Raw genomic sequence first — 23,732 nt, forward strand, 5'->3', positions numbered from 1 at the left:
GGGGATACATTAAACAAATCATTCAAAAATTGAATAACAGACCAAGAAAGAAAAATGATTTTTCAAAGCCTGTTGATATCATTAAGCAATTAATTCCGTAACTTTGCACTTGCTTATGGAATCCACCATATTATAATTTACGTTAAACATATGATATATATATGCTATAATATATAATTTTTATATAACTTTGTATATATATATTAAAAATAGTACCAAAGTGATGGTATTCTTCCTGTTACATCATACATTTCTTATATAAAACAAATTATAATATGAAAAAATTCATTCTCTTTATGTTTATCCTCAGCGGTGCACTAACCGCATCTGCCCAAACTATAGACTTCTCACAAGCACAGACGCAAAAGACAGATACTTCAAAGAAGGTCGTACTGGAGCAACCCCAATATAGGGCTACTTACACTTACCGCTATGCCCGGAATGCTAAGCGCCCGAACGAAAAGAGGCAAGGAATAGTGCTACTCCAGATAGGAGAACACTATAATCGCTTTTCTGATTACTATAAGTTCCGATTTGATTCCTTGTTTAGTGTAAACGCAAAGCAACAGCTTTCTGCTGCACAGACCATGCCGGAAGCACTCCTACTACTCCGTAAGGCTCAATTCGAGCAAGATATTGTCACAGACAAGAAAAAGAATGAGAATACCATTCAGAGTACAATCATCGGATCGGTCCAAATCTATCAGTATCAAGAAAAGTGTCCTGATCTGAAATGGGAGTTGGAAGAGGGGGATTCCACCATCGCAGGATACGCCTGCAAGAAAGCCAAGACAAGTCTCTTCGGCAGGGATTACATTGCATGGTACGCTCCTGAGGTGAATCTCCCCTATGGACCATATAAGTTTAATGGTCTGCCGGGATTAGTTTTTCAGGTCAAGGATACGAATGACAACTTTGAATTCGTTCTCACTGGTTTGGAGAAGGTCTCCCGATATTGCCCGATTGAGTTGGCGGACAAGGATCAAGTTACCAAGACAAACCGGCAGACTTTGCGCAAGATAGAAAAGAATTCTTATGCAAACCCGGCACAGGCATTAATGAGCGGCGGCGATGTAAAAATCCCTAAAGAGACCTTAGCTACAGTGAATGCCAAACCTTACAACCCGATAGAACTTGAATAAGCAGAAATGCATTTTCTTCCTTTTATTCCTTTGTATCTGGGATACACTATCCTGTTCGGCCCAGACACAAGGGAATGCCATGAACCTAACTTTCAAAATCAGGAATGCAAAGACTCATGAACCGATGACCAGTGTCACTTGTCAAGTATCTACATCTACCGGAAAGAGAACGGCATACAGCATTTCTGATCCAAACGGACAGTTATCCGTGAACGCGAATCCGAATGACGATCTGGAGTTCTCGCTGATGGGCTATGAAAAAAAGAAGATAAGAGCCAATGATTGCTCGACAACGAAGGTTAACAATATCGAGTTGAATCCTCAAGCTGTCTTACTCAGGGAAGTCCGCATAAAAGCTCCTGCAATCCGCTCAAAAAGTGACACCCTCATTTATCATGTAGCTCCTTTTGCTAAAGCTGGAGACAGGCATCTGGAAGATGTCCTCAAAAAACTTCCGGGAATCAAGGTCGCGGAGAACGGTACTGTTTCCTATCAGGGTAAGGCTATCAACAAATTCTATATCGAAGGTGAGGATCTTATGGGTAACAGCTACAATCAGGCTACAAGAAATATGCCAGTGGACGCAGTAGCTGACGTGGAAGTTCTGGAAAATCATCAACCCGTGAAGATGCTTAAGGATAAGCAGTTTTCTGATCATGCTGCACTGAATATCAAACTAAATAAGAATTATCAATCACGTCCTTTCGGGGAAGCTGAGGGAGGTATAGGCTCCTCGAAGACTTGGGACAACAGGATATTCCTCACGCAAATTTTGGGTCAGAGTCAACTACTGGTTTCAGGAAAGATGAATAATATAGGAGCAGATTTATCGGATGAGACCAAAGAGCATATCGACATTACGGATCTCAATGCATACGAGCCTCTCATGCATTCTTTATTGTCCGTGGACCTGGGGAATGAAGATCTCCCCCAAGAACGATATCTGCACAATCATTCTTATTCGTTGGGGATCAACTATCTTACAGGAATTTCAAAAGACGCTACTTTCCGCAGTAATGTTCTTTTTTATGATGACCATTCCACCTACAACAACAATCTGGAGAACCACTATGGGGGACCTACTAATGTAGATATTTCGGAGAATAACCGGAAGGACAAAAAGACTGTCATCGTGATACCTATACTCCGATATGAGTTGAATTCAAGTAAGACATTCATCTCCAATGAACTCCGTTATTCTTTCGAAAAAACGACTTCGGGCAGTTCTATCGAAACCGATGGAGCGAAAGTACAAGAAGATATATCCAGTCGGCCATCCTACCTGCAAAACTATCTGAATACTGCTTTTTCCGTGGGCGACATCACCTTACAGGGCAAGTCCCTGATCCGTTATTTTGACCGTAGGGAAACGCTCCATAGTGCCTCTGACTCCAGCGCATACAACGATGCCGAAGCTTATGTGGAAAAATCATTCGTTGCCAAAAACATTCTGTCGACGACGCTGCCTCTTTTTCATCAGGATCTTAACATGGGCGTCAAGATGTATTATAGTAACCAATTGTATGATTTCAACGGGAATATGCGGCATCAGGACCTGCAACTATCCTATGAACCAAGTTACTATATCAAATACCGGTATAACGGCCGATTATCCATAGAACTCCCTCTGACTTGGTCGCATACGGTCCTTTCTTCCTCTACCATAAAAGACAAGAGCAGGAGCTTTTTTGCTTTCTCTCCGGGTATATCTCTAAGACAACTATTGGCTGACAAGTTCACATTTGTTCTGTCGGCCAATACAAGCACTTACAGTGCTTCACCGGATTTCTATTCGCTATACCCTTTAAGACAGAACTATCGAACCCTATACCACCCTTCGAACGAACTTTTCAAAAATCGCGACTACAGATTATCTCTCCTGATCAACTATAAGAATCTGGCAGAAATGTTTTTCTCCAATCTCTCTATAGCTTATTCAAGTGAGAAGAGAGAAAGCTATGAAAATGATGACTATACGAATACGTATAATGAGATTACCGAACTTAAAGGCATTAACCATCGTAAAGTATTCATGGTTGACGTGTCTGCTGACAAGACCTTCACAGATGCCGGAGTCTCTTTGAAAACGGAATTGACTTATAACCACGACCAATATTTACTTTCACAATCATCCGTACAGACCTTCAACCATTCGCACATCCTGTCTGCCCAGATTAACACCAGCTTTCAAAAATTCAATTGGATAAGAATATCTTTTGACGCAAAGGGGAATCTTTATTGGGAAAAGAATCAACTTTACCATTCTGATCACCTTTCATCACTCGAAACCAACTATTTCCTTTCTCTGTTCCCAACTAAGAAACTGGAAATCAAATTTACATATCAGAATCTGACGAACGAGATTTCTCAATCTCACTATAAGACTATCGGTTTGATGGATATCCGTTCTCATTACACGATCAATAAGTTATGGGAGATCGGTGTATCAGTTTCTAATTTACTGAACATACGCTCCTATACGATCACGCAAGCCTCCGGCTTCAACACCTATTCTTCAAGTCTTCCACTCCGCGGTAGAGAAGCTATGCTGCATCTTCTATTGAGAATATGATCTGAAGGATGAAATAATAAGAAGAGAGTAGTCCGATGCTGATTGCAGGGCTACAATAGTTTGAATTGTTGCGGGAACACCAATTCAAGTTATTCGGTCTAATCGAAAGATCACCAATAAGGTTTATTCTGCAGAAAGGTATTGTTTGTACATACGGCATCAGATCCCAGTTTCATCAGTATTTCTTATCTTCATTCTGGTACATGGCTTTCTCCTCTGACTTTTTAATTATCAGAAGGATCCCACAACGAATGAGAATACTGCTTCCCCTATCATTTCTGACAAATAGGTACAAAAAGAAAAACAAAAGTCTAGAGATCGAGAAATACAAGGTGCCTAAAACGAAAGAAGGTGTATCAAAAGTTTCCTCTTGATACACCCTCTTATACGAATTACGAGTATTCTGATTCCCTGAAATCAGAAAATCAGAATTATATTTACTCAGCCTTTGGAGCTTCTTTCTTTGCTTCCGGCTTTGCTTTCTCTTTGGTAGCCTGAGCTGCAGGTTGAGCAGTTTCCTCAGCCTTCGGTGCAGCAGCAGCTTCAGCCTTTGGTGCAGCTTCCTGCTCAGCAGCAGCTACAGGTTCAGCAGCAGTTTCTTCTGCCTTTTTATGTCCGCCACGACGAGTACGCTTAGCACCGCTCTTAGCCGTTTTAGCCATATTATCATCAAAGTCTACAAGTTCAATAAAAGCTTGTTCTGAAGCATCCCCAAGACGAGAACCGAGTTTGATAACACGTGTATAACCTCCGGGACGATTACCTATCTTTGCAGCTACAGTACTGAATAATTCCTTCAGAGCCTCTTTATTCTGCAGATAACGGAACACGACACGACGAGAAGAGGTCGTATCATTCTTAGAACGCGTGATCAACGGTTCTACATATTTTTTCAGTGCCTTAGCCTTAGCGACAGTCGTAGTGATTCTTTTGTGCATGATCAGGCTCACTGACAGATTAGCCAGCAAAGATGCCCGGTGAGATGCAGTACGACTGAGATGGTTGAATTTTTTGTTATGTCTCATTTTGTTTTTTATTTGGACCAGGGTTTGAACAAAAGACCACTTTATGAAAAAGCCGGTCTGCTAATCCTATTCCTTATCCAGTTTATACTTTGAAATATCAGTTCCAAACGATAGATTCAGACTCTCGAGCAAATCATCAAGCTCAGAAAGCGATTTCTTACCGAAATTACGGAACTTTAAAAGATCAGTTTTGTTATACTGTACCAAATCACCCAAAGTCTCAACATTAGCTGCCTTCAAGCAATTGAGTGCGCGGACACTCAGATTCAAGTCCACAAGACGAGTCTTCAGCAACTGACGCATGTGGAGAACCTCTTCGTCAAATTCCTGATTGTTATCCTTATCAGGATTCTCTAGTGTAATCTTCTCGTCCGAGAAGAGCATGAAATGATAGATAAGGATTTTTGCTGCTTCTTTCAAAGCATCTTTCGGACTGATTGAACCATCCGTAGTGACCTCGATAACCAACTTGTCATAGTCAGTCTTCTGCTCCACACGATACGGCTCCACCGAATATTTCACATTGCGAATAGGTGTGTAAATTGAATCTATCGGAAGCACATTCACATCCGTGCAAAATTGCCTGTTCTCCTCAGAAGGGACATAGCCCCTCCCTTTGTTGATAGTAAGATCAATCTGCATCGAAGCTTTGGGGTCCAAATGGCAAATCACCAAATCAGGGTTTAACACTTCAAATCCAGTCAGATACTTACCTATATCACCGGCTTTGAATTCAGTGGAATTCTCTACAGTGATACTAACTTTCTCGTTCTCGAATTCTTCTACTACTTGCTTGAACCGAACTTGTTTGAGATTCAAGATAATGTTGGTAACATCTTCCTTGACACCAGGGACTGTTGAAAATTCATGCTCAACACCAGCTATACGGACAGTATTGATAGCATAACCTTCAAGCGATGAAAGAAGCATGCGGCGAAGAGCGTTACCAATTGTAACACCAAAGCCAGGCTCGAGAGGACGGAACTCAAATTTTCCGTAGTGGTCGTTAGCCTCCAGCATTACGACTTTATCAGGTTTTTGAAATGCTAATATCGCCATTAATTTAATGATTTTATTATTTAGAGTACAACTCAACGATTAACTGTTCCTTGATATTCTCAGGAATATCAGCACGATCTGGCTTGTGAAGATATTTGCCGCTCTTGGAATTGTCATCCCATTCCAACCAAGGATACTTGCTATGGTTGAAACCTGCTAGAGAAGCATCAATAACTTCCAGAGATTTTGCTTTTTCCCGTACTCCAACGACTTGACCTGGTTTTACGGAATATGAAGGAATATTAACGACTTGACCATCTACTACAATGTGACGGTGGCCAACTAACTGACGAGCAGCTGCACGCGTAGGTGCGATGCCCAAGCGAAAAACGATATTATCCAACCTGCTTTCGAGATTCTGAAGAAGCACCTCACCGGTGATTCCCTCAGCCTTCTGAGCTTTGTTGAACATATTATGGAACTGACGTTCCAGCACGCCATAGGTATATTTTGCCTTCTGCTTTTCTGCAAGCTGTGCACCATACTCAGACTGTTTACGACGGCGGTCGTTGCCATGCTGCCCGGGAGGGAAATTTCTCTTTGAGAGCACTTTATCAGCACCAAAGATGGGTTCACCAAAACGGCGTGCAATTCTAGATTTAGGACCTATGTATCTTGCCATAATGAAATAAATTCTTTAAAATATTGATGTTAAGATGAAATTATACACGACGGCGCTTTGGAGGACGGCAACCATTATGTGGTAATGGTGTTACGTCGACGATTTCAGTTACTTCAATGCCTGCGCCATGTACGGCACGGATAGCAGACTCACGTCCGTTGCCCGGTCCCTTAACATATGCTTTCACTTTACGCAGTCCAAGTTCATAGGCTACTTTAGCACAGTCCTCAGCTGCCATTTGAGCGGCGTATGGGGTATTCTTTTTAGAACCTCTGAACCCCATCTTACCAGCAGAAGACCAGGAAATGGTCTGTCCCTCATTGTTGGCGAGAGATACGATGATATTATTGAAAGAACTGTGAATATGGAGTTGACCAATTGCATCAACCCTTACATTTCTTTTCTTAGATGTTGCTTTTGTCTTTGCCATGATTTTTGAATTTATAGCATGAAATCTTTTCCTACTTTGACCTGACGATCATAAGCAGGAGATAAGAAATCAACTAAATTTTACTTAGTAGCCTTCTTCTTGTTAGCAACAGTCTTTTTCTTACCCTTACGGGTGCGAGCATTATTCTTAGTACTCTGACCGCGGACCGGAAGACCATTACGATGTCTGACACCACGATAGCAACCTATATCCATAAGGCGCTTGATGTTCATTTGGATCTCTGAACGGAGATCACCTTCTACTTTGTATCCAGCGCCGATAATTTCACGGATTTTGGCTGCCTGATCATCAGTCCAATCACTGACCTTCAGGGCACGGTTAACTCCGGCCTCATCCAATATCTTTGCTGAACTACTTCGACCTATACCATAAATATAAGTCAATGCGATTTCGCCACGCTTATTCTGGGGCAAATCTACTCCAACAATTCTTATTGCCATTTGTTATTAATAAAATAATAGTTACATACTCGCGAAATAGTGTGCAAAGATACAACAAATATACCACCGATGCACATATTTACGTTTTTTTAACTCTATCCCTGACGCATTTTAAACTTAGGGTTCTTCTTGTTGATTACGAACAAGCGACCCTTGCGACGTACGATCTTGCATTCGGGAGTGCGTTTCTTTATTGATGTTCTTGTCTTCATATTTTTAATTCTTTGAATTCCATTATTTATATCTGAAAACGATTCTGCCCTTGGTCAGATCATAAGGGCTCATCTCTACTTTGACCTTATCACCAGGCAAGATCTTGATATAATGCATTCGCATTTTACCTGAAATATGAGCAATTATCTGAACTCCATTTTCAAGTTCTACCCGGAACATTGCATTTGACAAACTCTCTACAATTGTCCCGTCTTGTTCAATAGCCGGCTGCTTTGCCATAATTATTTGTAAACTCCTTTAAATATTAAATACTTCCAAACCGTCAATGAAAACCATAACTTCAAATTCCAGTGAAACAATCAAGGTAACCCTTTTCAAGGCTAGTCTTTCAATCCTCTAGAGGGTTTACATTCGACCTGATCGTCTATATCGGAAAATGTCGATAAAATCTCCGCTTTTCCTCTTCGTATCGCTATCGTATGTTCAAAGTGAGCAGCAGGACTGTGATCAAACGTTGCAATGCTCCACTTGTCAGGGAGCAATACCAATTTCCGGTTTCCCATGATAATCATCGGTTCTATCGCAATACACATACCGCTCTTCAGCAGTATGCCATCACCTCGTTTACCGTAGTTAGGAATGGGAGGATCTTCATGCATTTGTCGCCCGATGCCATGGCCTGTCAGTTCTCTGACAACCGAATAGCCTTCTGCTTCACAATACTGTTGGACCGCATAACCTATGTCTCCGACATGATTACCTGCCACCGCCTGTTCAATGCCCCTATAAAGAGCAGCTTTTGTTGTTTTGAGGAGCTTCTTCTTTTCAGGAGCAACTTCCCCGACACAGAAAGTATAACAACTGTCGCCATTATAACCATTCAACAATGTGCCGCAATCTACAGAAACGATATCACCTTCTTTCAAGACCGTCGAGTCACTTGGTATGCCATGGACAACGACGTCATTGACAGAGGTGCAGATAGAACCAGGAAAAGGCAAATCAACTCCAAAAGGATTCGGAACACCCTTGAACGTAGGTTCAGCCCCATGATCTCGGATAAATTCCTCAGCTATTCGATCGAGTTGAAGGGTGGTAACACCCGGTTTTATATGTTTTCCAACCTCTGCGAGAGTAGCGCCAACAAGTTGGTTAGCCTCACGCATCAGTCGGATTTCATCTTCTGTCTTCAGAAATATTTTCATCACCTCACTCAATAGGCTGAAAGCCCTCCGTGCCGCGTATGACCGGAACTGAGTAATCCGTCATAATGGCGCATCAACAGATAACTCTCGATCTGCTGCAAGGTATCGATGACGACACCTACAAGAATCAAGAGAGAAGTTCCTCCGAAAAACTGGGAGAAAGACTGTTGAACATTGAGCAGGCCAGCCAAAGCGGGCATAATAGCAATGAAAGCTATGAACAAGGAACCCGGAAAAGTAATACGAGACATGACTGTATCGATGTAATCCGCAGTATCCTTACCCGGTTTGACACCAGGAATAAATCCATTATTACGCTTCAAATCATCAGCCATCTGAGTCGGATTCAAGGTGATTGCCGTATAAAAATATGTAAATGCGATCACGAGGACAACATAGACAATATTATAGAGCAAACTCCGTGTATTCATCAGATCCTGAACCCACCAAGCTGAGTTAGCCGTATTATAGCGCACGATAGCCAGAGGTATAAACATCAGAGCCTGTGCAAAGATAATAGGCATCACGTTAGCGGCAAACAACTTCAGAGGGATGTACTGACGTGCACCACCATACTGCTTGTTGCCGACCACACGGCGGGCATATTGTACCGGAACCTTACGGGTACCCTGTACAAGGACTATTGAAGCACAAACGACTGCATAAAGGATGATGATTTCAACAATGAACATGATAAGACCACCACCTGTAATAGCCTGCAGGCGAGAAGTGACTTCCTGGATGAAAGACTGAGGCAGACGGGCAATAATTCCGATCATAATGATCAGAGAGATACCGTTGCCGACACCTTTGTCAGTAATACGTTCACCCAACCAAAGGATGAACATACTTCCACCGGCGAGGATGATCGTAGCAGGCACCATGAATACCGTCCAGCTCACTCCGGTTGCAAGAGCTTGCGAAGCCTGCATCTTCAGGTTGATCAGATAAGACGGTGCCTGGAACAGCAAGATTGCTATAGTCAGCCATCTTGTATACCAGTCGATCTTCTTACGTCCACTCTCACCTTCACGCTGCATTTTCTGGAAATAAGGTACAGCAACAGCAAGCAGCTGCATGACGATTGAGGCAGAGATATAGGGCATGATTCCCAAAGCGAAGATTGACGCATTGGAGAACGCACCACCGGAGAACATATCCAGCAAAGACATCAGTCCACCTGCTGTTTGTGACTGCAAATGTGCCAACTGCCCGGGATCAATACCCGGAAGAACGACAAATGATCCAAAACGGTATATTGCCACAAACAGAAGGGTGATGAGGAGCCGCTGACGCAGATCCTCAACCTTCCAACAGTTCTTTAGTGTCTCAATAAACTTTTTCATTCACTTAGATTATTGTTGCCTTACCACCTAATGTCGTAATTGCCTGTTCTGCTGATTTAGAAAAAGCATTGGCCTCTACATCGACCTTTGCCTTCAATTCACCATTCCCAAGTATTTTGATAAGTTTGTTGCCACTAAAAATGCCACCATCTTTCATCTCCTTCAATCCGATTTTAGTGAGGTTCTTTTCCTCAGCCAGTTTTTGGATAGAAGAAAGATTAACGGCCAAGTACTCTTTGTGGTTGACATTCTTGAAGCCGACTTTAGGGAGACGACGCTGCAAAGGCATCTGACCACCCTCAAATCCGATCTTTCTCTTATAACCAGAACGAGACTTAGCACCCTTGGAACCACGGGTAGAAGTACCACCAAGTCCGGAACCTGTTCCGCGGCCGATACGACGACGAGTGTGCGTTGAACCAAGTGCTGGTTTCAAATTATTTAATCTAATCATTGCGTCAAATTTTAAAAAACCTGTTATTTAATAACCTCAATCAGATGGTGAACCTTCTGGATCATGCCACGGACACTAGGATTATCTTGTAACTCCACTACCTGACCGATCTTATGGAGGCCCAGATAGATAAGAGTATTCTTCTGATCAATAGGAGCACCTACTCTACTCTTGATCTGCTTGATTTTAATAGTTGCCATTATTCATCCTCCTGATTAACCATTAAACACTTTATCCATACCGATACCACGCTCTGCTGCGATCTGATAAGGATCACGCATCTTGGAAAGAGCGATAAGAGTAGCCTTAACAAGATTATGAGCATTGGAAGAGCCCAGAGACTTAGCGATGACATCGCTGATGCCAGCACTCTCCAGGACGGCACGCATAGCACCTCCGGCCTTAAGACCTGTACCAGCAGCAGCCGGCTTCAGAAGTATTTTGGCACCTTCATAGCAAACTTCCATTTCATGTGGAACAGTTCCTCTGATGACGGAAACCTTCATCAAGTTCTTTTTGGCAGCCTCAGTACCTTTAGATATTGCAGCTGTAACTTCCCCAGCTTTGCCGAGGCCATAACCTATGACTCCTTTGCCATCACCTACCACGACGATAGCAGCGAATGTAAAGGTCCGGCCGCCTTTGGTAACTTTCGTTACACGGTTAATAGCAACAAGCCGGTCTTTTAATTCAACGTCACTATTTGCTTTTACTCTATTCATTGCCATAATCGATTAAAATTTAAGGCCCCCTTCACGAGCTGCGTCAGCAAGAGCCTGAACACGGCCATGATAGAGATAACCATTACGGTCAAAAACTACAGACTCAACACCGGCAGCCTTTGCTTTTTCAGCAACGATTGTACCGACTTTCTTTGCCTGCTCTACCTTTGGAAGTTTCTCCATACCTAAAGAGGAAGCAGAAGCGACAGTATTGCCTGTCAAATCATTGATTACCTGAGCATAGATCTGCTTATTTGAACGAAACACGCTAAGGCGCGGACGCTCGGCAGTTCCTTTGATATGCTTACGGATACGGAACTTTATTTTAATTCGTCTTTCAACTTTTTTTGTTGTCATTGTCGTAAAAAATTAAAATTACTTAGCTGCAGCCGTCTTACCAGACTTCCTGCGGATGACCTCACCTTTAAAGAGAATACCCTTGCCCTTATAAGGTTCAGGCATACGGAAAGAACGAATTTTTGCACAGATGAGTCCCAGTAATGCTTTATCGCAAGACTCCAATGTTATAATCGGATTCTGATTCCTTTCAGTTTTTGTCAATACCTTCACCTCTTTGGGAAGTTGCATAAAAATGGGGTGAGTATAACCCAAAGTGAGTTCAATAATATTCCCCTGATTCGTAACACGATAACCTACTCCGACAAGTTCCATGGTCTTGGAATAGCCTTCACTGACTCCGACAACCATATTATGAACCAAAGAGCGGTAAAGTCCATGGAAAGCTTGTTTCTGCTTCTCATCTACAAGACTCTTCTCGTCAACTTCAAAAGTGATTGTATCTTTACTAATGGCCAATTTGATAGAAGGATCAATCTTCTGAGAGAGTTCACCCTTAGGGCCTTTTACATTGATGACACCAGCCTTTTCATCAAAATTGACTGTAACACCTGCCGGTATATTAACTGGTAATTTTCCTATTCTTGACATTTCAAATCCTCCAATTAATATATGAAACAAAGGACCTCACCGCCGATCTTCTGTTCGGCAGCCTCTTTGTTGGTCATTACACCTTTAGACGTAGATATAATTGCAACACCCAGTCCGTTAATTACTCTCGGCATCTCTCTGTAACCCGTATAACGGCGAAGACCCGGAGTTGAAATACGCTTCAAACTCTTGATGGCATTTTGCTTCGTCTTAGGATCATACTTCAATGCGACCTTGATCGTACCTTGAGGACCATCCTCAACAAACTTGTAATTCAGAATATATCCCTTATCGAAGAGGATCTTGGTGATCTCTTTCTTCAAGTTAGACGCAGGAACATCTACAACACGGTGATGAGCCATGATTGCATTTCTGAGCCTCGTCAGATAATCTGCTATAGGATCTGTCATAAAAATAAATATTAATTAATCGGGACACCCCGACAATATTAAAAAATGTATACTCTCCGAATGATAAGATTACCAACTTGCCTTCTTCACTCCCGGGATCAAGCCTTGAGAGGCCATCTCACGGAACTGGATACGAGAGAGGCTGAATTGTCTCATATAGCCTCTTGGACGTCCCGTCATCTCACAACGGTTATGCAACCGAATAGGATCTGCATTCTTAGGAATAGACTGCAGTTTGCGTGCAGCTTCATAAGCTTCAGCGGGATCTTTGCTCGTAGCAACAATCTTCTTTAGAGCTGCGCGTTTCTTTGCGTAACGTGCCACTAATTTTGCACGCTTAACTTCGCGAGCTTTCATTGATTCTTTTGCCATATCTCTTTAATCTTTTTTTGCATTCTTAAATGGGAACCCAAAACCTTTGAGCAAAGCATAGCCTTCTTCATCTGTAGTAGCAGAAGTCACGAAGGTAATGTTCATACCCTGGACACGGTCAACCTTGTCGATATTGATTTCCGGGAAGATAATCTGCTCAGAAATACCCATCGTATAATTGCCATGGCCATCCAATCTGGAATCGATACCTTTGAAGTCACGGATACGAGGCAAAGCGACGCGGATGAGTCTTTCCAAGAATTCATACATCCGTTCACGACGCAGGGTAACCATCACGCCAATGGGCATGTGCTTTCTCAGTTTAAAGTTTGCGATATCCTTCTTGGAATAAGTGGCAACCGCTTTCTGACCTGCGATAGAGGTCAATTCGTTCATTGCTACATCAACAATTTTCTTATCCTGAGTAGCGTCACCGAGACCCTCATTGATTACGATCTTCTTCAAGACCGGAACCTGCATCACAGAAGAATAATTAAACTGTTCCTTGAGCGCTGGTACAATTGTATCCTTGTATACTTGTTTTAATCGTGCTGTCTCCATTATTTAATTTCCTCCCCTGATTTTTTAGCGACGCGAATGACATTCTTTCCCTCATGCTTGATAGAAACACGGGTAGCTTTACCACTTTTCGGGTCAATCAGACTTAAATTAGAAATATGAATTGGGGCCTCCATCTTAACAATACCTCCTTGAGGATTCTTTGCTGAAGGCTTGGTGCTCTTAGTAACCATATTTATCCCTTCCACAATGGCACGGCATTCTTTGGCCATTATCTTGAGCACCTTACCGGACTTGCCCTTATCTCTACCAGCGAGTACAAGAACGGTATCGTCTTTTTTAATATGTAATTTACTCATTACTTTCTTAAATTTTAAACATTAAAGAACCTCAGGTGCCAAAGAAACGACCTTCATATTCACGGTACGCAGCTCACGAGCTACCGGACCGAAGATACGACTTCCGCGCAATTCTCCGGCACTGTTCAGCAGGACACAGGCGTTGTCGTCAAAGCGGATATAAGAACCATCCTTGCGACGGATCTCTTTTCTTGTACGAACGATCAAGGCCTTAGATACAGCCCCTTTCTTCAAATCACTTGAAGGGATGACATTCTCAACAGCTACGACGATCACATCGCCGACACTTGCATAACGACGGCCCGTTCCACCAAGTACGCGAATGCACTTTGCTGTCCGGGCACCGCTGTTATCACACACTGTAAGTTTTGATTCAGTTTGTATCATAATTACTTAGCCTTTTCAACGATTCTTACTAATCTCCACCTCTTAGTTTTAGAAAGAGGCCGAGTTTCCATAATCAGCACAGTATCTCCAACATTAGCCTCATTCTTCTCATCATGGACATAATATTTCTTGGTATGCTGGACGAACTTACCATAAATAGGGTGTTTCTCCTTAAACTTTGAAGCGATGACGATGGTTTTGTCCATCTTATCACTAACCACGACACCCTGTCTTACTTTTCTTAAATTTCTTGTTTCCATCTGAACCTTTATTTTTTATTAAGTTCTCTTTGACGGAGTTCCGTCTTCATACGTGCTATATCGCGACGTGCTACCTTAATCTGTGATGGATTCTCTAACGGAGTAATCTTATGGTTCAGCATCATCTGGTGAAGACTGGCTTCGGATGTTTCCAACTTTTCAACCAAATCCTTGGTCTCAAGTCCTTTTACTTCTTTCATCTTCATAGCTTAAGCATTTTTATCGTAATCACGTCTAACGACGAACTTAGTTTTTACCGGCAGTTTTTGGGCTGCAAGTCGAAGAGCCTCCTTAGCGGATTCAAGGCTTACGCCTTCAACTTCGAACAAGATACGTCCCGGTGTCACGGGAGCTACCCAACCTGCGGGATCACCTTTACCTTTACCCATACGCACATCAGCAGGCTTACGAGTGATAGGATGATCCGGGAAAATGCGAATCCACACTTGGCCTTCGCGGTTCATATAGCGATTGACTGCTACACGAGCAGCCTCTATCTGACGGCTGTCGAGCCATTTGGATTCAAGAGTCTTGATGCCAAATGAACCGAATGCCAATTCTGTCCCTCTGTGGGCATTGCCTTTATTGCCGCGCCCATCCTGAGGTCTTCTATATTTTACTCTTTTTGGCTGTAACATAATAGATTCTTAACTTTAACGGTTACTGTTTCTCTTGCGATTGCCGCGTCCGGAACGTCTCTCACCGTTATTACGATTTGAGTTTTTGTTGTCCTGCTGGAAGTTCGGAGTAAGATCAACTTTTCCGTAGATCATACCACGACAGATCCAAACTTTGACGCCGATTGTACCGACTTTCGTAATTGCCTTTGTAGAGCAATAGTCGATATCAGCACGCAGTGTATGGAGAGGGGTACGTCCTTCCTTGAACATTTCTTTACGAGCCATTTCAGCTCCGTTCAGACGACCCGAGACCTGAATCTTAATGCCTTCAGCACCTGCACGCATCGTATTGGCGATAGCCATCTTGACAGCGCGACGGTAAGCAATCTTACCCTCGAGTTGGCGAGCGATATTGTCAGCTACGATATTTGCATCCAATTCCGGTCTTTTCACTTCGAAGATATTGATCTGAATCTCTTCCTTGAAGATATTCTTCAACTCTTCTCTCAACTTATCAACATCCTGACCACCTTTACCAATGACAATGCCCGGGCGAGCTGTGCAAATAGTAATGGTAACTAGTTTTAAGGTACGCTCGATGATAATACGAGCAACATTTGCCCTTGCCAGGCGCTCGTTAATGTAATTCCGGATTTTTTTGTCCTCTAAGAGGTTGTTACCGAAAGACCTACCACCAAACCAATTAGAATCCCAACCACGGATTACACCTAAACGGTTACTTATTGGATTAACTTTCTGTCCCATTCTATTTACTTATTATCGTCATTAGTTTTAGCATCAACAAAAAGCGTAACGTGATTAGAACGCTTACGGATTCTGAAGCCACGTCCTTGTGGGGCCGGTCTCATGCGTTTCATTGTAACACCAGGATCAACGAAAGCTCTACTGATATAGAGTTCGCCTTCTTCTGCTTTACGGTCATTTTTCTGTTCCCAATTAGCTATAGCTGAGCGTACCAGTTTTTCAACGTCAGCAGCAGCGTGCTTATTAGAGAACTTAAGTACTCCAAGTGCCTTATTAACTTCCATCCCACGAACCATGTCTACGACATAGCGCATCTTACGTGGTGAAGAAGGAACCCCTTTGAGTTTGGCGAAGTACTGATTTCTGCGGGCCTCTTTCATCTTTTCAGCCGCAATATGTTTTCTTGCTCCCATTATTGTATCTTCATTTAAATGGTTTCACCCCGCCTACTTAATTCTTGTTATTACCGGTATGACCGCCAAAGCGACGAGTGAGAGAGAACTCTCCAAGTCTGTGGCCTACCATATTTTCGGTAATATAAACAGGGATAAATTTATTTCCGTTATGAACTGCAATGGTATGTCCCACAAAATCAGGAGATATCATGCAAGCCCTGGCCCATGTTTTGACAACACTTTTCTTGCCACTCTTATTCATCTCAAGGATTTTCTTCTCGAGAGAAACATTGATGTATGGACCCTTCTTAAGTGAACGACTCATAATTACTCTTTATTTTTTATTAGCTCTTTCGATTATATACTTGCTGGAAAGCTTCTTCGGTGCACGAGTCTTAAGACCTTTAGCACTCAAGCCTTTCCGAGAACGAGGATGACCACCAGACTGACGGCCTTCACCACCACCCATTGGGTGATCAACAGGATTCATTACCACACCACGGTTATGAGGACGATGGCCTTGCCAACGTGAGCGACCGGCCTTACCGGAACGTTCAAGAGCATGGTCCGAATTTCCCACACTACCGATAGTAGCTTTACAAGCACTCAATATCTGGCGAGTTTCACCAGAAGGGAGCTTAATAACACAATAACTGCCCTCACGAGAAGTCAACTGAGCGAAATTACCAGCCGAACGGACAAGGCGGGCACCCTCTCCAGGACGCAATTCAATGTTATGAATCACTGTACCTACAGGGATGTTTTCCAATGGAAGTGCATTTCCTATCTCAGGAGCTGCATTGGCACCGGAAAGCAAAGTAGCGCCTACTTGCAAACCATTTGGAGCAATAATGTAACGTTTTTCACCATCTGCATAATAAAGCAAAGCGATACGAGCCGAACGGTTCGGGTCATATTCAATACTTTTTACTACAGCTGGAACACCATCTTTCTCTCGCTTGAAATCGATAAAACGTAGCTTGCGTTTATGACCACCACCCATGTAACGGACTGTCATCTTACCGGTGTTGTTTCGACCGCCGGTAGAACGCTTGCCATACACGAGAGACTTCTCTGGCACGGATGCAGTAATCTCCTCGAACGTGCCAATAATCTTGTGTCTTTGTCCCGGTGTAACCGGGTTAAATTTACGTACTGCCATTTTTTATTTAGATATTGCTGTAAAAATCAATTGTATCGCCATCCTTCAGGGTAACGATAGCCTTTTTGAATGCATTTTTCTGGCCTTTTACCATCCCTGCTTTTGTATAGCGGGACTGCCTTTTGCCTGCATAGCGCATCGTATTTACATCTATTACCGTCACCTTATAGAGTTTTTCAACTTCGCTCTTGATCTGGAGTTTGTTGGCCTCAGGCTCCACGATGAAGCCATATCGGTTAGGGTACTTATCTGTAACCTTGGTTTGCTTCTCAGTAACCAGGGGTTTAATTATAAATGCCATGTCTTAGTCTCCTTTATTTAACGAAGAGTTCATGAAGTGAATTCAATGCACCTTCTGTCATTACAACAGCATCAGCCCTCAACACCGCATAGGTATTGATTGCATTTGCCATAATTACTTTAGCACTTTTTAAGTTTCGAGCGGACAAATATACATTTTTATCTGCTTCCGGCAAAACCAAAAGGATCTTCTTGCTATCAACTTTAAGATTTTTAGCAATGTTTACAAATTCTTTAGTTTTCGGTGCATCAAACTTGAAGTCTTCAACCACGATAATCTGGTTTTCCTTAGCTGCCTGAGACAATGCAGACTTACGGGCAAGGAGACTTGTTTTCTTATTCAATTTAAAACTGTAGTCACGCGGTTTAGGTCCGAAGACACGTCCACCACCTACGAGCAAAGGAGAATTAATATCACCACGACGAGCTCCGCCGCCACCCTTCTGGCGTCCAAGTTTACGAGTAGAACCTCTATGTTCACTTCTTTCCTTGGACTTAGCCGTACCTTGACGCTGATTAGCGAGGTATTGCTTTACAGCAAGCCAGAGAACGTGTTCGTTAGGCTCAATTCCAAAGATGCTCTCATCGAGAGTCACCTTTTTACCGGTCTCCTGACCGTTGATATTCAAAACGCTAACTTCCATTATTTCTCAATTAATACAGTTGAACCTATACATCCAGCGAAAGAGCCTTTTACAACGAGCAGATTCTGTTCTGGAATCACCTTTAATACCTGAAGGTTCTGGGCAGTAACCCTGTCGCCTCCCATTTGGCCACCCATGCGCATACCTTTGAAGACCTCAGCCGGGTAAGAGCAGGCACCGATGGAACCTGGTTTACGCAAGCGGTCATCCTGTCCATGAGTAGACTGGCCTACACCACCGAAATTATAACGTTTAACAACGCCCTGGAAGCCTTTACCTTTCGAGGTACCGACTACGTCTACAAATTTAGTATCCTTAAAGATATCAACTGTAATGGTATCACCGAGGTTATGTTCCTCGTCAAACTTGAACTCGGCCAAGTGCTTTTTTGGTGTTGTGCCTGCTTTCTTGAAGATTCCTTTTAAGGCATTGCAGCATCTTTTCTCTTTTGCCTCGCCGAAACCTAACTGAACAGCTTCGTAACCATCTTTGTCTGCGGTTTTCACCTGCGTTACGACACAAGGACCAGCTTCGATAACAGTGCACGGCATATTTTTACCGTCGGCACTGAACACGGATGTCATTCCGATTTTTCTTCCAATTAATCCTGGCATTTCAATAAAACTTAAAATAAAAATTTCCTGTTCTCTTAATCCTTTAGACCTTGATCTCTACCTCAACACCACTTGGCAATTCAAGTTTCATCAAAGCGTCCACGGTCTTGGCTGTAGAACTGTAAATATCGATCAGACGCTTGTAGTCTGACAACTGGAACTGCTCACGGGACTTCTTGTTGACGAAAGTTGAGCGGTTGACCGTATAAATACGTTTGTGAGTTGGCAATGGAATAGGACCACTCACGATTGCTCCGGTTGCCTTTACGGCCTTCACGATTTTCTCTGCTGACTTATCGACCAGTTGATGGTCATAAGATTTCAGCTTGATTCTGATTTTCTGACTCATTTCTTTATAATTAAATTAATATATGAGGAGAAGACATCCTGCTTAAGAGTCATTCGCTAAGCAGTTGTCCTCTGCCTCTAAACATTTACAAAAGTTCTGAATGACCTTTGATATCGTCAAGCACAGCTTTAGCAATGCCCTTTGATACCGGTGCATGGTGATCATACTCCATAGAAGATGTCGCACGACCTGAAGTGATGGTACGCAAAGCAGTCACATATCCGAACATTTCTGCAAGCGGAACCATTGCCTTGACGATGCGGGCACCACTACGTGTCTCGTCCATTCCCTGGACCATGCCACGACGCTTGTTCAAGTCACCGATGACATCACCCATATTCTCTTCAGGAGTAACGACTTCCACCTTCATGATCGGCTCCATCAGCACAGGTCCTGCCTTAGGACACATTTCACGAAAGGCCTGGTGTGCTACCAACTCGAATGAGATCTGATCGGAATCGACAGGGTGGAAACTACCATCTACCAAGGTCACTTTCAAACCTGTCATCGGGAAGCCACCGAGAACACCGTTGTTCAGGCATTCCTGGAAACCTTTCTGTACAGACGGGATGAATTCCTTAGGCACATTACCACCTTTGACCTGATTCACGAATTGCAAGTCACCCTCAGTATAGTCTTCGTCCTTAGGGCCTATGGTAACTTCAATACAAGCGAACTTACCACGACCACCGGTCTGCTTCTTATAAGTTTGACGGTCATGAACTTCCTTCGTGATAGCTTCCTTATAGTTGACCTGAGGTTTACCTTCAGTACATTCAACTTTGAATTCACGGCGGAGACGCTCGAGGATGATATCCAGGTGCAACTCACCCATACCGGAAATAATCGTCTGCCCACTCTGCTCGTCAGTACGTACAGTGAAGGTCGGATCCTCTTCAGCCAACTTAGACAAGCCATTGTCCAACTTAGCCACATCAGCCTGAGATTTAGGTTCTACAGCAACAGAGATCACAGGATCAGGGAAAGTCATAGACTCCAACACAATAGGATGATTTTCATCACAAAGTGTGTCACCAGTATGAATATCCTTAAAACCTACACCTGCGCCGATGTCACCTGCGTCGATTGAATCCATAGGAATTTCCTGTTTGGAATTCATCTGGAACAAGCGGCTGATTCTCTCGCGCTTTCCGGAACGAGGGTTATAGACATAAGAGCCTGCAGCCACGCTACCAGAATACACTCTGAAGAACACCAAGCGTCCCATAAACGGGTCAGTGGCGATCTTGAATGCCAGGGCAGCGAGCGGTTCTGACTCAATAGGTTTACGGTCTTCCTCTTCCCCTGTATCAGGATTAGTACCCTTGATGTTAGGTGTATCCACAGGTGAAGGCAAGAACATACAAACATAATCCAATAGAGGTTGAACACCCTTATTCTTATAAGAAGAACCCAGACATACCGGGCAGCATTCCAATTTGGTCGTACCTTTGCGGATAGCGGCGATGATCATATCCTCAGGTACATCCTTGCCGTCGAGGTAAAGTTCCATCAAGTTGTCATCATAGTTAGATGCAGCCTCAAGCAACTTATCACGGTATTCCTTAGCCTCATCTACGAGATCTGCAGGAATATCTTCTACGTCATATTCAGCTCCCAGCGTCTCGTCATGCCAGAGAATAGCCTTCATCTTTATCAAATCAACTACTCCGAGGAATTTCTCTTCAGCGCCGATAGGGATCTGCAGGATAATAGGATTAGCGCCCAAGATCGTCTTCATCTGCTTGACAGTCTCGAAGAAATCTGCGCCAGAGCGGTCCATCTTATTGACATAGCCAATTCGAGGAACGTTGTATTTGTCAGCCTGGCGCCATACCGTCTCAGACTGTGGTTGAACACCGTCAGCTGCAGAGTAAGTAGCGATAGTGCCATCAAGTACACGGAGAGAGCGCTCTACCTCAGCCGTAAAGTCTACGTGACCCGGGGTATCAATCAAATTGATTTTATATTCTTTCCCGTTCCATGTCCAATTACAAGTAGTAGCAGCAGAAGTGATGGTGATACCTCTCTCCTGCTCCTCGGCCATCCAGTCCATGACAGCTTCGCCATCATGCACCTCACCAATCTTATGGGTCTTGCCTGTATAATAAAGAATACGTTCTGACGTCGTTGTCTTACCCGCATCGATGTGAGCCATAATGCCGATGTTTCGCGTCAAATGTAAATCACGGTTTGCCATTTTTCTTTTTACCTGTTAAATGAATTAGAATCTGAAATGTGCGAAAGCACGGTTAGCTTCAGCCATACGGTGGATATCTTCCTTACGCTTATAGGCACCGCCCTGATTGTTGTATGCATCCAGGATCTCGGCTGCAAGTTTTTCAGCCATTGACTTGCCGCTACGTTTACGAGCGAAAGTGATAAGGTTCTTCATGGCAATACTCTCTTTGCGGTCAGGACGGATTTCCGTCGGAACCTGAAAAGTAGCACCGCCTACACGACGACTCGTCACCTCCACCTGAGGAGTAACATTGTCCAAAGCCTGTTTCCAGATTTCAAGAGAAGATTTCTCCTCTGTCTTCGGAGCTTTTTCTTTGACGGTATCCAGAGCTTTGTAGAAGATTGCATAGGATGTATTCTTCTTACCGTCAAGCATCAAATGGTTTACGAATTTAGAGACCTTCTGGTCATTGAAGACGGGATCCGGAAGGACGACCCTCTTCTTTGGTTTTGCTTTTCTCATTTTTACTTAAAATATTATTCTGCGGAGGCTGCACTTTTATGCGTTCTTCAATATCCACACCTGGATATTTACTCAACCCTTATAGTTCTTTCTCCAGCAAAACGAACGATAACTGATTTTTCTTGGTAAAGCCATAGCTTCTCAGTCTGTTACGACCTCAAACCTATGGCATTATGACTTAGCTTATTTCTTCGCCTTAGGACGCTTAGCTCCATACTTGGAACGGCGCTGTGTGCGATTGGCAACACCGGCTGTATCAAGCGTGCCGCGTACGATATGATACCGGACACCTGGCAGGTCCTTGACACGACCGCCTCTCACGAGGACGATACTATGCTCCTGAAGGTTGTGACCCTCTCCAGGAATGTATGAGTTGACTTCTTTCTGATTGGTCAAACGTACACGGGCAACTTTACGCATTGCCGAATTAGGCTTTTTCGGGGTAGTCGTATAAACACGGACACACACACCACGGCGCTGAGGACAATTATCCAAAGCCGGTGACTTGCTCTTGTCTGCTGCCACCTTTCTGCCTTTTCTTACTAACTGTGAAATAGTAGGCATAATTAATTTTTATTTATATATTATTGTTATTGTCAATTGATGATACGGGCAGCATAAAATCCACCCATACTAAGCCATTTCGGGCTGCAAAGGTACAAATAATCTTTGGTAATACCTAATTTATAACTTTTCCACAACTCATTAGAATACCAAATTATACATATATATATTATATTAACCTATTTTATATTATCAGAAACATTGGTTACCATATACTAGTGATAATCAACTCACAATATGAATCTGATTGTTTACTCATTCAGCCCATCAACTTGGCCCCTATCGGAAGTTAATACTGTCCAGTCATAGAAAACGCCTTCCGCCCTATCTTTTTATTGTAAAAAATAAATGACAGGAAAACAGGAATATGAGTTGCAGGTTATGCTCATTTATTTAGAATTATAATATTGGTAATTTATCGCGAAATAATAGATATATACATCTTAAAAATAGAAGTCCGTAGTTTCTCGAAAGAGAGGCTCGCCTTTCGAAAGACAAGACGCCGACTTTCTCGAAACTAAAGAGCATACTTTCGAAAGACCAAGAGTTGTGCTTATTCAATACTTCCATCATCTGATTTTCAGAAGTCAAGATTTAAGAAAGAAGACGTGATTTTAGAACCAGTAAGTATGAGGAAATGCACAAAAAAATAGTCCCGCAGATTTCAGAAAGGAATCTGCGGGACTATTCAAATAAAAGGTTTTCCGTCAAGCTTCACCACGATCCGTGCCAAAAGGCGCAATGGTGCGAGGAGCCTGTTCAGGGATCTCTATCTTTCCGAATTGCCGTTCATAGGTCTGGATATTTTCCTGAAGGGCCCTCAAAAGACGTTTAGCGTGTTCAGGAGCCAAGATTACACGGCTTCTGACCTGAGCTTTGGGCACACCGGGCATAATACGGGCGAAATCAAGAACGAAATCACTGCTTGAATGGGTAATAATGGCGAAATTCGCATATTCACCCTCAGCAACTTCAGGACGCAGTTCCAACTGCAACTGTCCGTTTTGGTTTTGATCAACATTATTATTATCAGCCATAGTATTAATGAATTTAATGACCCGTTTCAAGTACCTGTCATTACTATCATTCAGCACTTAAAACGGGTCATAAGAAAATTAAACAAGTTCAAGATTCAGATAAAAGGTCAC

General features: G+C 43.0%; 36 protein-coding genes and 1 pseudogene. 3 read left to right on the forward strand and 34 right to left on the reverse strand.

Annotation, left to right across the window (positions count from 1 at the left end; all coding sequences use genetic code 11):
* From NG821_RS12725 to NG821_RS06540, 3 genes and pseudogenes are all read left to right on the forward strand, one after another.
* A pseudogene (locus NG821_RS12725) lies at positions 1-101 on the forward strand (IS30 family transposase); the annotation flags it as partial.
* A 174-nt stretch (positions 102-275) separates the two neighbouring features.
* Positions 276-1,142 (forward strand): GLPGLI family protein, encoded by an 867-nt coding sequence (locus NG821_RS06535; RefSeq protein WP_252760860.1) that lies wholly within the window; start codon positions 276-278, stop codon positions 1,140-1,142.
* Positions 1,143-1,221: 79 nt separating this feature from the next.
* Positions 1,222-3,714, forward strand: coding sequence for a TonB-dependent receptor (locus NG821_RS06540; RefSeq protein ID WP_252760861.1), 2,493 nt, complete (start codon positions 1,222-1,224; stop codon positions 3,712-3,714).
* A 437-nt stretch (positions 3,715-4,151) separates the two neighbouring features.
* Here NG821_RS06540 and rplQ read toward each other — a convergent pair whose 3' ends face one another.
* The 34 genes from rplQ to NG821_RS06710 all read right to left on the reverse strand — a co-directional run bounded on the left by rplQ (position 4,152) and on the right by NG821_RS06710 (position 23,621).
* On the reverse strand, positions 4,152-4,739 hold the full coding sequence (gene rplQ, locus NG821_RS06545; RefSeq protein WP_252760862.1) for a 50S ribosomal protein L17: 588 nt from the start codon (positions 4,737-4,739) through the stop codon (positions 4,152-4,154).
* Between the two features lie 66 nt (positions 4,740-4,805).
* Positions 4,806-5,798: a DNA-directed RNA polymerase subunit alpha gene (locus NG821_RS06550; RefSeq protein WP_252760863.1), complete on the reverse strand. Its 993-nt coding sequence runs from the start codon at positions 5,796-5,798 to the stop codon at positions 4,806-4,808.
* A 16-nt stretch (positions 5,799-5,814) separates the two neighbouring features.
* Positions 5,815-6,420 (reverse strand): 30S ribosomal protein S4, encoded by a 606-nt coding sequence (rpsD, locus tag NG821_RS06555; RefSeq protein WP_252760864.1) that lies wholly within the window; start codon positions 6,418-6,420, stop codon positions 5,815-5,817.
* Positions 6,421-6,460: 40 nt separating this feature from the next.
* Positions 6,461-6,850, reverse strand: coding sequence for a 30S ribosomal protein S11 (gene rpsK / locus NG821_RS06560; protein WP_252760865.1), 390 nt, complete (start codon positions 6,848-6,850; stop codon positions 6,461-6,463).
* Positions 6,851-6,930: 80 nt separating this feature from the next.
* The gene (gene rpsM / locus NG821_RS06565; RefSeq protein WP_252760866.1) at positions 6,931-7,311 is read right to left on the reverse strand and encodes a 30S ribosomal protein S13; all 381 of its coding nucleotides are present in this window, start codon (positions 7,309-7,311) and stop codon (positions 6,931-6,933) included.
* A gap of 95 nt (positions 7,312-7,406) precedes the next feature.
* On the reverse strand, positions 7,407-7,523 hold the full coding sequence (rpmJ, locus tag NG821_RS06570; protein ID WP_252760867.1) for a 50S ribosomal protein L36: 117 nt from the start codon (positions 7,521-7,523) through the stop codon (positions 7,407-7,409).
* A gap of 22 nt (positions 7,524-7,545) precedes the next feature.
* Positions 7,546-7,764 carry a translation initiation factor IF-1 gene (gene infA / locus NG821_RS06575; RefSeq protein WP_252760868.1) on the reverse strand — a complete coding sequence of 73 codons (219 nt, stop codon included), beginning with the start codon at positions 7,762-7,764 and terminating at the stop codon, positions 7,546-7,548.
* Positions 7,765-7,865: 101 nt separating this feature from the next.
* A complete protein-coding gene (map, locus tag NG821_RS06580; RefSeq protein ID WP_252760869.1) occupies positions 7,866-8,690 on the reverse strand; it encodes a type I methionyl aminopeptidase in 825 nt (274 codons plus the stop codon).
* Positions 8,691-8,698: 8 nt separating this feature from the next.
* Complete coding sequence (gene secY, locus NG821_RS06585; protein WP_252760870.1) at positions 8,699-10,036, reverse strand: preprotein translocase subunit SecY; 1,338 nt, start codon at positions 10,034-10,036, stop codon at positions 8,699-8,701.
* 4 nt (positions 10,037-10,040) lie between these two features.
* Entirely contained in the window at positions 10,041-10,487 is a 447-nt protein-coding gene (gene rplO / locus NG821_RS06590) for a 50S ribosomal protein L15 (protein WP_252760918.1), read from the reverse strand.
* A gap of 26 nt (positions 10,488-10,513) precedes the next feature.
* Positions 10,514-10,690 (reverse strand): 50S ribosomal protein L30, encoded by a 177-nt coding sequence (gene rpmD / locus NG821_RS06595; protein WP_252760871.1) that lies wholly within the window; start codon positions 10,688-10,690, stop codon positions 10,514-10,516.
* Between the two features lie 15 nt (positions 10,691-10,705).
* Positions 10,706-11,218, reverse strand: a complete 513-nt coding sequence (gene rpsE / locus NG821_RS06600; protein WP_252760872.1) for a 30S ribosomal protein S5 — start codon at positions 11,216-11,218, stop codon at positions 10,706-10,708.
* Between the two features lie 6 nt (positions 11,219-11,224).
* Entirely contained in the window at positions 11,225-11,569 is a 345-nt protein-coding gene (rplR, locus tag NG821_RS06605) for a 50S ribosomal protein L18 (protein WP_252760873.1), read from the reverse strand.
* An 18-nt stretch (positions 11,570-11,587) separates the two neighbouring features.
* Positions 11,588-12,160 carry a 50S ribosomal protein L6 gene (rplF, locus tag NG821_RS06610; protein WP_252760874.1) on the reverse strand — a complete coding sequence of 191 codons (573 nt, stop codon included), beginning with the start codon at positions 12,158-12,160 and terminating at the stop codon, positions 11,588-11,590.
* Between the two features lie 14 nt (positions 12,161-12,174).
* Positions 12,175-12,570 (reverse strand): 30S ribosomal protein S8, encoded by a 396-nt coding sequence (rpsH, locus tag NG821_RS06615; protein WP_252760875.1) that lies wholly within the window; start codon positions 12,568-12,570, stop codon positions 12,175-12,177.
* 69 nt (positions 12,571-12,639) lie between these two features.
* On the reverse strand, positions 12,640-12,942 hold the full coding sequence (gene rpsN / locus NG821_RS06620; RefSeq protein WP_252760876.1) for a 30S ribosomal protein S14: 303 nt from the start codon (positions 12,940-12,942) through the stop codon (positions 12,640-12,642).
* Between the two features lie 6 nt (positions 12,943-12,948).
* Complete coding sequence (gene rplE / locus NG821_RS06625) at positions 12,949-13,503, reverse strand: 50S ribosomal protein L5 (RefSeq protein WP_252760877.1); 555 nt, start codon at positions 13,501-13,503, stop codon at positions 12,949-12,951.
* Positions 13,503-13,820, reverse strand: coding sequence for a 50S ribosomal protein L24 (gene rplX, locus NG821_RS06630; RefSeq protein ID WP_252760878.1), 318 nt, complete (start codon positions 13,818-13,820; stop codon positions 13,503-13,505). The genes rplE and rplX overlap by 1 nt, the downstream gene beginning before the upstream one ends.
* Positions 13,821-13,841: 21 nt before the next feature.
* A complete protein-coding gene (rplN, locus tag NG821_RS06635; protein WP_252760879.1) occupies positions 13,842-14,207 on the reverse strand; it encodes a 50S ribosomal protein L14 in 366 nt (121 codons plus the stop codon).
* A gap of 2 nt (positions 14,208-14,209) precedes the next feature.
* Positions 14,210-14,467 carry a 30S ribosomal protein S17 gene (gene rpsQ, locus NG821_RS06640; RefSeq protein ID WP_252760880.1) on the reverse strand — a complete coding sequence of 86 codons (258 nt, stop codon included), beginning with the start codon at positions 14,465-14,467 and terminating at the stop codon, positions 14,210-14,212.
* Positions 14,468-14,475: 8 nt separating this feature from the next.
* A complete protein-coding gene (gene rpmC, locus NG821_RS06645; RefSeq protein ID WP_252760881.1) occupies positions 14,476-14,673 on the reverse strand; it encodes a 50S ribosomal protein L29 in 198 nt (65 codons plus the stop codon).
* A 3-nt stretch (positions 14,674-14,676) separates the two neighbouring features.
* A complete protein-coding gene (gene rplP, locus NG821_RS06650) occupies positions 14,677-15,105 on the reverse strand; it encodes a 50S ribosomal protein L16 (protein ID WP_252760882.1) in 429 nt (142 codons plus the stop codon).
* A 15-nt stretch (positions 15,106-15,120) separates the two neighbouring features.
* A complete protein-coding gene (gene rpsC, locus NG821_RS06655; RefSeq protein ID WP_252760883.1) occupies positions 15,121-15,852 on the reverse strand; it encodes a 30S ribosomal protein S3 in 732 nt (243 codons plus the stop codon).
* A gap of 5 nt (positions 15,853-15,857) precedes the next feature.
* A complete protein-coding gene (gene rplV / locus NG821_RS06660; protein ID WP_252760884.1) occupies positions 15,858-16,265 on the reverse strand; it encodes a 50S ribosomal protein L22 in 408 nt (135 codons plus the stop codon).
* Between the two features lie 37 nt (positions 16,266-16,302).
* Positions 16,303-16,572 carry a 30S ribosomal protein S19 gene (gene rpsS / locus NG821_RS06665; protein ID WP_252760885.1) on the reverse strand — a complete coding sequence of 90 codons (270 nt, stop codon included), beginning with the start codon at positions 16,570-16,572 and terminating at the stop codon, positions 16,303-16,305.
* Between the two features lie 9 nt (positions 16,573-16,581).
* Positions 16,582-17,409 carry a 50S ribosomal protein L2 gene (gene rplB, locus NG821_RS06670; protein ID WP_252760886.1) on the reverse strand — a complete coding sequence of 276 codons (828 nt, stop codon included), beginning with the start codon at positions 17,407-17,409 and terminating at the stop codon, positions 16,582-16,584.
* A gap of 7 nt (positions 17,410-17,416) precedes the next feature.
* The gene (gene rplW, locus NG821_RS06675; protein WP_252760887.1) at positions 17,417-17,710 is read right to left on the reverse strand and encodes a 50S ribosomal protein L23; all 294 of its coding nucleotides are present in this window, start codon (positions 17,708-17,710) and stop codon (positions 17,417-17,419) included.
* Positions 17,711-17,723: 13 nt separating this feature from the next.
* Complete coding sequence (gene rplD, locus NG821_RS06680) at positions 17,724-18,353, reverse strand: 50S ribosomal protein L4 (RefSeq protein WP_252760888.1); 630 nt, start codon at positions 18,351-18,353, stop codon at positions 17,724-17,726.
* The gene (gene rplC, locus NG821_RS06685) at positions 18,353-18,967 is read right to left on the reverse strand and encodes a 50S ribosomal protein L3 (RefSeq protein ID WP_252760889.1); all 615 of its coding nucleotides are present in this window, start codon (positions 18,965-18,967) and stop codon (positions 18,353-18,355) included. Before rplC ends, rplD begins: the two co-directional genes overlap by 1 nt.
* Positions 18,968-19,010: 43 nt before the next feature.
* Positions 19,011-19,316 (reverse strand): 30S ribosomal protein S10, encoded by a 306-nt coding sequence (rpsJ, locus tag NG821_RS06690; RefSeq protein WP_252760890.1) that lies wholly within the window; start codon positions 19,314-19,316, stop codon positions 19,011-19,013.
* A gap of 85 nt (positions 19,317-19,401) precedes the next feature.
* On the reverse strand, positions 19,402-21,516 hold the full coding sequence (gene fusA, locus NG821_RS06695) for an elongation factor G (protein ID WP_252760891.1): 2,115 nt from the start codon (positions 21,514-21,516) through the stop codon (positions 19,402-19,404).
* A gap of 24 nt (positions 21,517-21,540) precedes the next feature.
* Entirely contained in the window at positions 21,541-22,020 is a 480-nt protein-coding gene (gene rpsG, locus NG821_RS06700; RefSeq protein ID WP_252760892.1) for a 30S ribosomal protein S7, read from the reverse strand.
* Positions 22,021-22,203: 183 nt separating this feature from the next.
* A complete protein-coding gene (rpsL, locus tag NG821_RS06705) occupies positions 22,204-22,584 on the reverse strand; it encodes a 30S ribosomal protein S12 (RefSeq protein WP_252760893.1) in 381 nt (126 codons plus the stop codon).
* Between the two features lie 707 nt (positions 22,585-23,291).
* The gene (locus NG821_RS06710; protein WP_252760894.1) at positions 23,292-23,621 is read right to left on the reverse strand and encodes a DUF3467 domain-containing protein; all 330 of its coding nucleotides are present in this window, start codon (positions 23,619-23,621) and stop codon (positions 23,292-23,294) included.
* Positions 23,622-23,732: the final 111 nt, after the last annotated feature.

Source organism: Segatella cerevisiae (genome assembly GCF_024054555.1).
GTDB lineage: Bacteria > Bacteroidota > Bacteroidia > Bacteroidales > Bacteroidaceae > Prevotella > Prevotella cerevisiae.

What these genes read in the sequence shown, in the direction of transcription:
- rpsN (WP_252760876.1), bottom strand. Translation starts at nt 12,942, where the DNA reads ATGGCAAAAGAATCAATGAAAGCTCGCGAAGTTAAGCGTGCAAAATTA.
- rpsD (WP_252760864.1), bottom strand. Translation starts at nt 6,420, where the DNA reads ATGGCAAGATACATAGGTCCTAAATCTAGAATTGCACGCCGTTTTGGT.
- rplB (WP_252760886.1), bottom strand. Translation starts at nt 17,409, where the DNA reads ATGGCAGTACGTAAATTTAACCCGGTTACACCGGGACAAAGACACAAG.
- rpsL (WP_252760893.1), bottom strand. Translation starts at nt 22,584, where the DNA reads ATGCCTACTATTTCACAGTTAGTAAGAAAAGGCAGAAAGGTGGCAGCA.
- infA (WP_252760868.1), bottom strand. Translation starts at nt 7,764, where the DNA reads ATGGCAAAGCAGCCGGCTATTGAACAAGACGGGACAATTGTAGAGAGT.
- rplV (WP_252760884.1), bottom strand. Translation starts at nt 16,265, where the DNA reads ATGGGAGCAAGAAAACATATTGCGGCTGAAAAGATGAAAGAGGCCCGC.
- rpsK (WP_252760865.1), bottom strand. Translation starts at nt 6,850, where the DNA reads ATGGCAAAGACAAAAGCAACATCTAAGAAAAGAAATGTAAGGGTTGAT.
- rpsG (WP_252760892.1), bottom strand. Translation starts at nt 22,020, where the DNA reads ATGAGAAAAGCAAAACCAAAGAAGAGGGTCGTCCTTCCGGATCCCGTC.
- NG821_RS06540 (WP_252760861.1), top strand. Translation starts at nt 1,222, where the DNA reads ATGAACCTAACTTTCAAAATCAGGAATGCAAAGACTCATGAACCGATG.
- rpsQ (WP_252760880.1), bottom strand. Translation starts at nt 14,467, where the DNA reads ATGGAAACAAGAAATTTAAGAAAAGTAAGACAGGGTGTCGTGGTTAGT.
- rpsE (WP_252760872.1), bottom strand. Translation starts at nt 11,218, where the DNA reads ATGGCAATGAATAGAGTAAAAGCAAATAGTGACGTTGAATTAAAAGAC.
- NG821_RS06550 (WP_252760863.1), bottom strand. Translation starts at nt 5,798, where the DNA reads ATGGCGATATTAGCATTTCAAAAACCTGATAAAGTCGTAATGCTGGAG.
- map (WP_252760869.1), bottom strand. Translation starts at nt 8,690, where the DNA reads ATGAAAATATTTCTGAAGACAGAAGATGAAATCCGACTGATGCGTGAG.
- NG821_RS06710 (WP_252760894.1), bottom strand. Translation starts at nt 23,621, where the DNA reads ATGGCTGATAATAATAATGTTGATCAAAACCAAAACGGACAGTTGCAG.
- rpmC (WP_252760881.1), bottom strand. Translation starts at nt 14,673, where the DNA reads ATGAAGATGAAAGAAGTAAAAGGACTTGAGACCAAGGATTTGGTTGAA.
- rpsM (WP_252760866.1), bottom strand. Translation starts at nt 7,311, where the DNA reads ATGGCAATAAGAATTGTTGGAGTAGATTTGCCCCAGAATAAGCGTGGC.
- rplR (WP_252760873.1), bottom strand. Translation starts at nt 11,569, where the DNA reads ATGACAACAAAAAAAGTTGAAAGACGAATTAAAATAAAGTTCCGTATC.
- secY (WP_252760870.1), bottom strand. Translation starts at nt 10,036, where the DNA reads ATGAAAAAGTTTATTGAGACACTAAAGAACTGTTGGAAGGTTGAGGAT.
- rpsH (WP_252760875.1), bottom strand. Translation starts at nt 12,570, where the DNA reads ATGACAGATCCTATAGCAGATTATCTGACGAGGCTCAGAAATGCAATC.
- rpmD (WP_252760871.1), bottom strand. Translation starts at nt 10,690, where the DNA reads ATGGCAACTATTAAAATCAAGCAGATCAAGAGTAGAGTAGGTGCTCCT.
- NG821_RS06535 (WP_252760860.1), top strand. Translation starts at nt 276, where the DNA reads ATGAAAAAATTCATTCTCTTTATGTTTATCCTCAGCGGTGCACTAACC.
- rplC (WP_252760889.1), bottom strand. Translation starts at nt 18,967, where the DNA reads ATGCCAGGATTAATTGGAAGAAAAATCGGAATGACATCCGTGTTCAGT.
- rplE (WP_252760877.1), bottom strand. Translation starts at nt 13,503, where the DNA reads ATGGAGACAGCACGATTAAAACAAGTATACAAGGATACAATTGTACCA.
- rplN (WP_252760879.1), bottom strand. Translation starts at nt 14,207, where the DNA reads ATGATACAAACTGAATCAAAACTTACAGTGTGTGATAACAGCGGTGCC.
- rplW (WP_252760887.1), bottom strand. Translation starts at nt 17,710, where the DNA reads ATGGCATTTATAATTAAACCCCTGGTTACTGAGAAGCAAACCAAGGTT.
- rpsC (WP_252760883.1), bottom strand. Translation starts at nt 15,852, where the DNA reads ATGGGACAGAAAGTTAATCCAATAAGTAACCGTTTAGGTGTAATCCGT.
- rplF (WP_252760874.1), bottom strand. Translation starts at nt 12,160, where the DNA reads ATGTCAAGAATAGGAAAATTACCAGTTAATATACCGGCAGGTGTTACA.
- rpmJ (WP_252760867.1), bottom strand. Translation starts at nt 7,523, where the DNA reads ATGAAGACAAGAACATCAATAAAGAAACGCACTCCCGAATGCAAGATC.
- fusA (WP_252760891.1), bottom strand. Translation starts at nt 21,516, where the DNA reads ATGGCAAACCGTGATTTACATTTGACGCGAAACATCGGCATTATGGCT.
- rplX (WP_252760878.1), bottom strand. Translation starts at nt 13,820, where the DNA reads ATGAGTAAATTACATATTAAAAAAGACGATACCGTTCTTGTACTCGCT.
- rplQ (WP_252760862.1), bottom strand. Translation starts at nt 4,739, where the DNA reads ATGAGACATAACAAAAAATTCAACCATCTCAGTCGTACTGCATCTCAC.
- rplD (WP_252760888.1), bottom strand. Translation starts at nt 18,353, where the DNA reads ATGGAAGTTAGCGTTTTGAATATCAACGGTCAGGAGACCGGTAAAAAG.
- rpsS (WP_252760885.1), bottom strand. Translation starts at nt 16,572, where the DNA reads ATGAGTCGTTCACTTAAGAAGGGTCCATACATCAATGTTTCTCTCGAG.
- rpsJ (WP_252760890.1), bottom strand. Translation starts at nt 19,316, where the DNA reads ATGAGTCAGAAAATCAGAATCAAGCTGAAATCTTATGACCATCAACTG.
- rplP (WP_252760882.1), bottom strand. Translation starts at nt 15,105, where the DNA reads ATGTTACAGCCAAAAAGAGTAAAATATAGAAGACCTCAGGATGGGCGC.